The sequence below is a fragment of the Rhodococcus sp. NPDC059179 genome (genome assembly GCF_042754885.1).
In the GTDB taxonomy this organism is placed as follows: Bacteria; Actinomycetota; Actinomycetes; order Mycobacteriales; family Mycobacteriaceae; genus Rhodococcus_G.
The window spans coordinates 95,498-104,822 of sequence record NZ_JBHZBV010000015.1; the positions used below are offsets into that span (position 1 = coordinate 95,498).

General features: G+C 70.0%; 9 protein-coding genes and 1 pseudogene. 7 read left to right on the forward strand and 3 right to left on the reverse strand.

The window, feature by feature from the left end:
- Positions 1-5 precede the first annotated feature (5 nt).
- Positions 6-716: a DM13 domain-containing protein gene (locus ACFXMV_RS21355; RefSeq protein ID WP_378499774.1), complete on the reverse strand. Its 711-nt coding sequence runs from the start codon at positions 714-716 to the stop codon at positions 6-8.
- Positions 717-902: 186 nt separating this feature from the next.
- Between ACFXMV_RS21355 and ACFXMV_RS21360 the strand changes: the two genes are divergently transcribed.
- The 4 genes and pseudogenes from ACFXMV_RS21360 (at position 903) to ACFXMV_RS21375 (ending at position 4,476) form a co-directional block, all read left to right on the forward strand.
- A complete protein-coding gene (locus ACFXMV_RS21360) occupies positions 903-2,222 on the forward strand; it encodes an NlpC/P60 family protein (protein WP_378499775.1) in 1,320 nt (439 codons plus the stop codon).
- Between the two features lie 75 nt (positions 2,223-2,297).
- Positions 2,298-2,737: pseudogene (locus tag ACFXMV_RS21365) on the forward strand (hypothetical protein); the annotation flags it as partial.
- A 100-nt stretch (positions 2,738-2,837) separates the two neighbouring features.
- Complete coding sequence (locus ACFXMV_RS21370; protein WP_378499776.1) at positions 2,838-3,098, forward strand: hypothetical protein; 261 nt, start codon at positions 2,838-2,840, stop codon at positions 3,096-3,098.
- A gap of 421 nt (positions 3,099-3,519) precedes the next feature.
- On the forward strand, positions 3,520-4,476 hold the full coding sequence (locus ACFXMV_RS21375) for a GlxA family transcriptional regulator (protein ID WP_378499778.1): 957 nt from the start codon (positions 3,520-3,522) through the stop codon (positions 4,474-4,476).
- Between the two features lie 111 nt (positions 4,477-4,587).
- On the opposite strand, the gene greA is transcribed toward ACFXMV_RS21375, so the two are convergent.
- Entirely contained in the window at positions 4,588-5,082 is a 495-nt protein-coding gene (gene greA, locus ACFXMV_RS21380; protein ID WP_378499779.1) for a transcription elongation factor GreA, read from the reverse strand.
- A gap of 277 nt (positions 5,083-5,359) precedes the next feature.
- Complete coding sequence (locus ACFXMV_RS21385) at positions 5,360-5,785, reverse strand: DUF4307 domain-containing protein (protein ID WP_378499780.1); 426 nt, start codon at positions 5,783-5,785, stop codon at positions 5,360-5,362.
- A gap of 174 nt (positions 5,786-5,959) precedes the next feature.
- Here ACFXMV_RS21385 and mca point away from each other — a divergent pair, with 174 nt between their 5' ends.
- Genes mca through ACFXMV_RS21400 form a run of 3 tightly spaced genes read left to right on the forward strand, consistent with a single transcriptional unit; the run spans position 5,960 to position 9,190 of the window.
- Positions 5,960-6,871, forward strand: coding sequence for a mycothiol conjugate amidase Mca (gene mca, locus ACFXMV_RS21390; RefSeq protein ID WP_378499781.1), 912 nt, complete (start codon positions 5,960-5,962; stop codon positions 6,869-6,871).
- On the forward strand, positions 6,868-7,161 hold the full coding sequence (locus tag ACFXMV_RS21395; RefSeq protein WP_378499782.1) for a hypothetical protein: 294 nt from the start codon (positions 6,868-6,870) through the stop codon (positions 7,159-7,161). The genes mca and ACFXMV_RS21395 overlap by 4 nt, the downstream gene beginning before the upstream one ends.
- Before the next feature lie 10 nt (positions 7,162-7,171).
- Complete coding sequence (locus ACFXMV_RS21400) at positions 7,172-9,190, forward strand: thioredoxin domain-containing protein (protein WP_378499783.1); 2,019 nt, start codon at positions 7,172-7,174, stop codon at positions 9,188-9,190.
- Positions 9,191-9,325: the final 135 nt, after the last annotated feature.

The window sequence follows — 9,325 nt, forward strand, 5'->3', positions numbered from 1 at the left end:
GCCGGTCAGGGTCCGATCGTCGCGTTGGCGACCGGGACGTCGAAGACCCGGCACCAGATGAGCGCCGTGCTGACGGGCCCGATCTCCACCTCCGCGGGCACCTCGTAGTTCTGGTCGCCGCGGCTGCCCTTGAGCGCGCCCAGCCGGACGGGTTCGGGCGTCCGAACGTCGGCTCCGTCGATGAGGTGCACGAAGTAGTCGGGTCCGGCCTCGACCTCGAAGTTCTCGAAGCGCAGCACGCGTCGGCCGTCTCCCAGGTCCAGCAACCGCGCGGAACCCGTTGCCTCGTGGTCGATTCCGACGAAGTCGGCGGCGCCGATCTGGTGCGCGACCTCCTGTTCCCCCTGCCCCTGCTGTGCGGTGCTGCGCCCGGCGAGCGGGTCGGATTCCTGGACCTCGGTGCCGCGGAACGTCGGCACGATGACGAGCGTGATCACCGCCGCCGCGAGCACCGCCTGCGCGGCCGCGGCGAGCCAGGCGCGGCGGGTCAGCCGGTACAGCGCCCACCCCACCGCCAGGAACAGTGCCAGGGCCAGGGCGCCGATCGCGAGCGTCCGGGGGTGGGTGGAGGTGTTCGCGATCAGGTTCGGCGGGATGCCGTAGGCGAGCGCGAGGGCCCCGACGACCAGGCCGGCGACGAGCAGGACCAGCAGCGATCCGATCAGCCACCGGCGGCGGCGGAAAGGGTCGACCTCGGGCCCCGATCGAATGGCCATAGACACAAGAGTAGGCCGGACGCACGCCCAGTTGGTGCAGGTAGGCCGGGGAAATGCAGACGGAGTCTGAGAGGGACCTGAGGGTCTTCTGGGAGTTCGGCCCAAGTCGCCGAAAATCCCCCCGTCGCGCGGCCGGGGGACCTAGCGTTGGGCATCGATAGTTCGCTCGGGAGTTTGGAGTTGCGAATGCCGGTTGATCCATCTGCGGTGATTGTGGCCATTGCCACTGCGCTCGGCGGCTTGGTTCAAGGTGCTGACATTCCTTTACCGGTGAAAGATCAAGCAGCACAGGCAATTCAGTCTCTCGAGTCGTCGGCGCCCGCGGCCTCACAGCAGATCGACGACATCATCGGGATGCTGCCCGAGCAGGTGCAGGATCAGGCGCAGCAAGCCGTGACGGACGCGGCGGCCGCCATGGAGGATTCGCTCCAGCCGTACCTCCCGCCTGCGCCGCAGGTCGCCCCCGTCGCGCCACCGCCCGCGTTGGCGGCACCGCCCGCGCCGGAGCCGCCCCGCTACTCGGCGCCCCCCGCGCTGCAGGCAGCCCCGATCGGCGGCGACCCGAGTCGAATGCTGCCGGGCGCCGCGTCGACGGACCTTCCGGAGCTGGTCATGGCCCCGATCGGCGCCATCGCGGTCTTCGTGCCGTGGTTGAAGAAGGCGGGTGAGATCTGCGAGGGCATCAAGCCGCCGGTCCTCGCCGCGCTCTATTCCGCGGAGAACGGCTTCCGATACGGCCCGACCGCTCCGGTGTCCAGGGACGGGGCCCGCGGACCGGGCCAGTTCATGCCCGGCACCTGGGCGAAGTATGGCAAGGATGCCGACGGCGACGGCAAGGTGGACATCCTCGGCGTCGCGGACTCGGTGATGGCGTCGGGCCACCTGCTCTGCGACATGTACACCGAGATCGAGGGCTGGCAGAAGCAGGGCCTGGTCAAGGGCGACACCCTCGACCTGGCCATCGCCGGCTACAACGCGGGGGTCGGGGCGGTACGGCGGTCGGGAGGAATGCCGTCCGGCCTGCCCGACTACGAGAACCAGACCAAGCCGTACGTGAAGAAGATCAGGGCCACCGAGGCGCGATTCGCCGGGATCCTCACGCCGTTCGTCGGCAACTTCGGCGAGGGGGTCGGCGGCAAGATCGTCGAGGCGGCGCTGCGGTACCTGGGCCTGCCGTACGTCTGGGGCGGCGGCAACATCAACGGTCCGTCCGGCGGCGGTTTCGACTGCTCCGGGCTGACGTCCTACGCGCTGTACACCGCGACCGGCGACCTCGTTAAGCTGCCGCGCACCTCGGAGACCCAGTGGCACGTCGGCGAGGAGATCCCGCTGGCCGAGGCCAGGCCCGGTGACCTGCTGTTCGGCAACTGGGAGGGGGGGCAGGGCGGGCCCGGGCACGTCGCGATCTACATGGGCAACGGGCAGATGGTGCACGCCCCGCAGACCGGCGACGTGGTCCGGGTCGGGCCGGTGTTCGACGGGATGAAGGTCCGCCGGATGGTGTGACGCGGCTGCGCACGGTTCCCTAGGCTGGTGCCGTGGCGGACGACCCGTTGAATGCGCGGCAACCCCGACCCCGATTCGAAGGTGTACTGCCACCGCGCCGACGAGTGGCCTGCGGACGCCGAGATCCTCGATCGGCTCAAGGTCCGGTCCTGCACCCGGCGCGGGCCGGCGATCGACTTGGTGCTGACCCGGGTACGGGAGAACCGCTCGCAGCTGGTGCTCACGCGCGCCCGGGGGCGGTAGATGATCTTCTGGCAGTCGCCGCGCACGACGAAGCAGGCGCGCCCCGCGGTGACGGTACCCACGGCGCGCGCCCACGGGCAGGTGCTCGAGATCGTCGTGGACTCCGGCGAGAAGTATGCGTACTCGTTCGGACACCAGCAGGCGACGACGACGCGACGACGGCTCGCGGCCGGGGACTACGCGGTCGAGAGCTGAACGGCGCGGTGGTCGCGGCGGTGGAGCGAAAGTCCTTGGAGGATTTGGCCAGTAGCCTGCTGTCGGGGAAGTTGACGCGCTCGTCGACGGCAAACTTCCACCTTGTTCAGCTCCTGCAGGGGACCGCGGTCTGCAGCCGTCTAGAGTGCCGGCGCGGCGACTGCAGGCGTGGGGTCGATGGGCTCGGTCGTCGACGCGCTCGCCGGGGAGGTGGCCGTGCTCGACGACGTCACCGGCGGCGAGGTCGTGGTCGGCGGTGCGGCGGTCGTCGTGGCCGGGGGAACCGTCCAAGTGCTGCCGATCCCGCAGATCGGGACCCCGGGCGGGCATCCTTCACTGGTCATTCCGCACTCGGTGTGGCCGCAGCTGTCGGTCCCGCATTCAGGGCCAGGCACGCAGTTGTATCCCGGCGGGATCTCCTGGGTCGGCGACTGGTAGTACGCGGACTCATCCGCCGGGGTGGGCGAGTGGTCGTCCCACGATTCCGAGCCTGCCTGCGCCCCGCCCTGCGCCCCGCCCTGCGGCGCCGAACTCGTCGGCGCCGCCGACTTGGTCACCTTGGCCGAGGTCGTGAACGTCGAGATCGGCACGGGGTCGCTGGAATCCGATCCGCCCGAGCACCCGGCAAGCACCAGCACCGGCACGACCAACACGAGCAGCATGCGTGCCATCGCAGGCAACCGACTCCCAGTCCGCATTTTTCGCAACTTCTTCTCCTCAGCGTGGAACCCGCGCTCGCGAGGTGCGGGGCGCGTCGAGCAGGGCGGGGCGAGTGCTCGCCTCGTTCCGGCGAAAACTCTCGCAGACCACAACCGGCCTCGACAGTGGCCTGTAGGCCATACATCGCTAAGATCAGGCCATGGTGTCGGTTGCGGTTGTTGCGTTCGACGGAATCAGTCCGTTCCACCTGGCGGTACCCACGCTGGTGCTCGGCCGATCCGGCACCGGCGTCGAATCCGACTCGCCCTATGACGTGCGGGTCTGCGCCGAACGGCCTGGAACACTTTCTACCGCAGCAGGTTTCGACATCACCGTGCGCCACGACCTCGACGTGGTGGCAGGCGCGGACATGGTTGTCTTCCCAGGTTGGCTCCGTGGGCACGGGGTGTCGCCCGCGCTGAACGAGGCGGTACACGCCGCCCACGAAGGGGGCGGACGACTGGTCGGGCTGTGCGTGGGTTCCTGGGCGATCGCGGCGACCGGTCTGGCCGACGGTCGGGAACTCACCACCCACTGGGCGGCCGCAGAGGAGATGGCCCGCGCATTCCCGAAGGTACGGGTGCGCGCCGACACCCTCTGGACCGATCTGGGCGACGTGATCACCTCCGCGGGCGTCGCCGCGGCACTGGACTGCTGCCTGCACATCGTGCGCGGCGATCTGGGCGCCCGCGCCGCCACCGAGCTGGCTCGGTCACTGGTCACCGCACCGCACCGCAACGGCTCTCAGGCCCAGTTCATCCCGGTCGCGGTGCCCGACGACGACACCGACGATCCGATCGAGCACGCGATGGTGTGGGCCCGCACCCACCTCGACACCGGCATCGACCTGGACAACTGGTCGCGGCGGGCGCTGATGTCGCGGCGCACCTTCACCCGGCGGTTCAGGGAACGCACCGGTACCAGCCCCCAGCAGTGGTTGTTGCAGCAGCGCACCGACCACGCCCGGCTGCTGCTGGAATCGACCGACGAGACGGTGGACCGGATCGCCCGCGACACCGGCTTCGGCAGCGCGGTGAGCCTGCGCCACCACTTCCACCGCATGCTCGGCACCAGTCCGGCGGCCCACCGCGCCCAGTTCCGAGGGGCGGCGCAATAGACGCGAAACCCCGGCCCGAGCAGGTGCTCGAACCGGGGTCCGGAAGTGGAACTGTGCGCGAGTCTTACCCCAACCGGGGTGCAACGCGCGCACGGGCGGCGTAGCCGCGAATCAGCTGTGGTACGGCTCCGCGCTGACGAGCGTCACCTGCATGGTGTTGCCGTTGGGGAGCGTGTACTTGCGGGTCTCGCCGACCTTCGCCTCGAGCAGCGCGCTGCCCAGCGGGGAGTTGGGGGAGTAGACCTCGAGCTCGTTGTCGCGGTTACCCTCTTCGCGGGTGGCGATCAGGAAGGTCTCGGTGTCGGACTTGTCGCCGTCGTAGTAGACCTTGACCACGGAACCGGGCAGTGCCACACCGGACTGAGTGGGCGCCTCGCCGACCTTCGCGCTGTTGAGCAGCTCCTGGAGCTGGCGGATGCGGGCCTCCTGCTGGCCCTGCTCCTCGCGTGCCGCGTGGTAGCCGCCGTTCTCCTTGAGGTCGCCTTCCTCGCGTCGCTCGTTGATCTCGGCCGCGATGACCGGGCGGTTGGCAATGAGCTGGTCGAGTTCGCTCTTGAGCCGGTCGTGTGACTCCTGGGTAAGCCAGGTCACCTGGGTCTCGGTCATGCTCGATCACTCCTCGTAGTCGGAACCCTTCGGGTCCCCTGGGCCGGCCACTGAACTCCAGTGGCCTTCGGCGACGAGAGCGCGCCTACCCCCGGTGGTTGGATCCCCCCGGTTCGCTCACCTCATGTGAGCGGTGCACCCTGCCGCTGTGCTTCTATACGCAAATGCAGCAATACACGGTTCCAAGACCGGAACCGTGTACCCGAGGATTCTAGCACGAGCAGGGATTTCTCCCTGAGGTTCACGGTCGCGCTGGCTCGGTGCCGGAGCCGCGGGGTCAGCCGGTGGTCAGGTACTCCGGCACGGTGGTCCCGCAGCCGTAGATGTCGGCGATCGCGGGACGCTGCGAGGTCTTGATCAGCGTGGTCACGTCGACCGTTCCGCTGTCCGAGGGCGACAGGTACACCTCACGGCGGCCGGTCTCGGAGCCGTCCTTGGACCTTGCCCGCACGATGCAGACGGCGGGATCGGACGGGTTCTCGCGGGTCACGGTGAAGCGGATGCTGATCGTCGACTCGTCCACCAGGTTGTAGGCGATCGATTGGCCCTCGACGTCGTCGCCTGCGAACTTGTTGTACGCGAAGAAGGCGAGAGCCAGGCCAAGGAGCACGACGCCGATGCTCAGGATGATCGCCACCACCCGGGACCCGCGCAGGTCGCGGGTGGGCGTCGGGTAACGGTCGGCGGGAGGCGTCTCGGTCATATCGCTCAGCTCTCGTGCAGCGGCACCGGGCCTGCGGCGGCCCGGTCGGCGTACCTCGCGTACTGCTGGGGCGGGGCCACGGCTGACGGCGGAAGTACCGGGTGGAACTATAGGGGAAGGACAACGGTGCGCTGTCGGCGGACGCCGGCGTCGGACCCGAGGTGAAGGAGCACTGTGAGCGGATTGCGTCTCATGGCCGTGCACGCCCATCCCGACGACGAGTCGAGTAAGGGTGCCGCCACCATGGCCCGCTATGCGGCCGAGGGCAACGAGGTCCTGGTGGTGACGCTGACCGGCGGCGAGCGCGGCGACATCCTCAATCCCGCCATGGATGTGCCGGGCGTGCGGGACCGGATCAGCGACGTGCGCAAGGAGGAGATGGCCGAGGCCGCCCGGATCCTCGGCGTTCAGCAGCTCTGGCTCGGCTTCGTCGACTCCGGTCTGCCCGAGGGTGACCCGCTGCCGCCGCTGCCCGAGGGCTGCTTCGCGCTGGTGCCGCTGGAGGAGTCCGCCGAGGCGCTGGTCAAGGTGATCCGCGAGTTCCGTCCGCACGTCATCACCACCTATGACGAGAACGGCGGATACCCGCACCCCGACCACATCCGCTGCCACGAGGTGTCGATGGCCGCGTACGAGGCCGCGGGCGACGCCGAGCGCTTCCCGGCGGCGGGGGAGCCGTGGGAGCCGCTCAAGCTCTACTACTCGCACGGCTTCATCCGTAAGCGCCTGCAGCTGTTCCAGGAGGAGTACGACCGTCGCGGCGAGGAGTTCCCGATGGCGGAATGGCTGAAGAAGTGGAAGACCGAACACGGCGACCTGATGGCTCGGGTGACCACCCAGATCGCCTGCGGTGACTACTTCCCGCAGCGGGACGACGCCCTGCGCGCGCACGCCACCCAGATCGACCCCAATGGCTCGTTCTTCGCGGTGCCGCTGGACATTCAGCAGAAGATCTGGCCGACCGAGGAGTTCGAGCTCGCGAAGACGAGGGTGAGCACCGCGATCCCGGAGTCCGACCTGTTCGCGGGCATCGACCACGTCGGCTACGGACATCACGGCGCAGGCCACCACGAGGAGAAGAAGTGATCTTGGCAAGTGCGGTCGGCGGCTGGCTGGCGCAGACCCCCAGCAATCCGGTCGGACCCGAGTTCGGCAAGGCTTCGCCGATCGGGTTCGTCATCATCGTGGCGCTGCTCGTGGGCACCGTGCTGCTGGTCCGCTCGATGAACAAGCAGCTCAAGAAGCTGCCCGACACGTTCGAGCCGGAGCATCCGGAGCTCGATCAGGCCGCCGATGAGGGCACCGACCGGGGAGCCGCGGGCGAGGCACCCTCGAGCGAGAAGAACTCGGAACCGCCGACCGGCGGGGCGAGCTAGGAACCGCGCCTTGACTGCCCTTGACCGAAACTCGCTCGGCGGGGCGACCAGTCCCTACCTGCGCCAGCACGCCGACAACCCGGTGCATTGGCAGCAGTGGGGCCCGGAGGCGCTCGAGTGGGCGCGCGTGCGAGACGTGCCGATCCTGCTCTCCGTCGGCTACTCCGCCTGCCACTGGTGTCATGTGATGGCCCATGAGTCCTTCGAGGATGAGGCCACGGCGGCGCTGATGAACGAGAACTTCGTCTGCATCAAGGTGGACCGCGAGGAGCGGCCGGACCTCGACGCGGTCTACATGAATGCCACGGTCGCGATGACCGGTCAGGGCGGCTGGCCGATGACCTGCTTCCTGACGCCCTCGGCCGAGCCGTTCTATTGCGGCACCTACTACCCGACGGTGCCGCGCGGCGGGATGCCGTCGTTCACCCAACTGCTCGAGGCCATTGCCGACACCTGGCGGGGCAGGCGCGGCGACGTCGAGGAGGCGTCGGCCTCGATTACCGCGCAGCTGACGGCCAATTCCGCGGGCGTCCCGGGCGGCCAGGTGGTGCTCGACGCGAACCTGCTCGATGCCGCGGTACTCGCCGCTCTGCACGACGAGGACCAGACGAGGGGCGGATTCGGGCTGGCACCCAAGTTCCCGCCGTCAGCGTTGCTGGAGGGGCTGCTCCGCGGCTACGAGCGAACCGGGGACGCGAAAGTGCTTGCCGCGGTGGAACGTACCGCGGGGGCGATCGCTCGTGGCGGCATCTACGACCAGCTCGCGGGCGGCTTCGCGCGCTATTCGGTGGACGCCGACTGGGTGGTGCCGCACTTCGAGAAGATGCTCTACGACAACGCCCAGCTGTTGCGGACGTATGCCCACCTGGGCAGGCGGACGGGTTCGGCGCTCGCGATCCGGGTCGCGGAGGAGACGGTCGAGTTCCTGCTGCGCGATCTGCGTACCGACACCGGCTGCTTCGCTTCCGCGCTGGACGCCGACACCGACGGCATCGAGGGCCTGACGTACGCGTGGACGCCGGACGAGTTGCTCTCGGTCCTCGGCTTCGAGGACGGGGTGTGGGCGGCCGGGCTGCTCGCGGTGAGCTCGGCGGGCACCTTCGAGGCGGGCACCTCGGTGCTGCAGCTGCCCGCGGATCCCGACGACCCGGCGCGCTGGGAAGCGGTGCGGTCCAGGCTGTTCGAGGCGCGGTTGCGACGCCCGCAGCCGGGACGCGACGACAAGGTCGTCACCGCATGGAACGGGTTGGCCATCACGGCCCTGGCCGAGGCGGGTGCCGGGCTCGGTCACCCCGAGTGGGTCGACGCCGCCGCGCGCTGCGCCGGGGTGCTGCTCGACGAGCATCTGGTCGACGGGAGGCTGCGACGGGCCTCGCTCGGTGGAGCGGTCGGCGAGGCGGCCGCGGTGCTCGATGACCATGGCGCGCTTGCGGTCGGGCTGCTGGCGCTGCACCAGGCGACCGGTGACCGCGAATGGCTCACCCGCGCAGAGCAACTGATCGAGCTGGCGATCGCACACTTCCAGGACCCCGCGGAGCCCGGCAGCTGGTTCGACACCGCCGACGACGCCGAGCGGCTGATCACCCGCCCGCGCGACCCGTTCGACGGGGCGACGCCCTCAGGGGCATCCACCATCGCGGAGGCACTGCTCGCGGCCGCCGCGCTGGCCGGGCCGGAGAGCTCGGCGCGCTACGCCGCGGCCGCCGCGGACACCCTCGACCGCGGGGCGCTGCTGCTGGCGCGCGCCGCCCGGTCCGCGGGGCACTGGCTGGCCGTCGCCGAGGCGTCGGTGCGCGGACCGATCCAGGTCGCGGTGGCCATGACGGGCGACGCCGCCGAGCTGCTCGACACGGCCCGCCGGGAGGCGCCGGGCGGCGCGGTGGTGATCGGCGGTGCGCCGGACTCGTCGCCGTTGCTGGCCGACCGCCCGCTGGTCGACGGGGAGCCGGCCGCGTACGTGTGTCGGGGGTTCGTTTGCGACCGGCCGGCGACCGATGTCGACGAGCTGGCGGCGGCGCTGGCGCGTTAGCTCGCGGGGAATCGGACCGTGGGGCGGGGGGGGGGGGGGGCGGCGGGGCCCCGCCGGCCACGGGCCCCCCCACGCGGGGGGCGGGATTACGGATCACAGATACCAAAAACACAAAAACCGATCCCCGGGCCGCGG

Bases quoted from the DNA above. Each gene is read 5' to 3' on its own strand.
- ACFXMV_RS21375 (WP_378499778.1), top strand. From the start codon at position 3,520: ATGGTGTCGGTTGCGGTTGTTGCGTTCGACGGAATCAGTCCGTTCCAC.
- ACFXMV_RS21355 (WP_378499774.1), bottom strand. From the start codon at position 716: ATGGCCATTCGATCGGGGCCCGAGGTCGACCCTTTCCGCCGCCGCCGG.
- greA (WP_378499779.1), bottom strand. From the start codon at position 5,082: ATGACCGAGACCCAGGTGACCTGGCTTACCCAGGAGTCACACGACCGG.
- ACFXMV_RS21370 (WP_378499776.1), top strand. From the start codon at position 2,838: ATGGGCTCGGTCGTCGACGCGCTCGCCGGGGAGGTGGCCGTGCTCGAC.
- ACFXMV_RS21385 (WP_378499780.1), bottom strand. From the start codon at position 5,785: ATGACCGAGACGCCTCCCGCCGACCGTTACCCGACGCCCACCCGCGAC.
- ACFXMV_RS21360 (WP_378499775.1), top strand. From the start codon at position 903: ATGCCGGTTGATCCATCTGCGGTGATTGTGGCCATTGCCACTGCGCTC.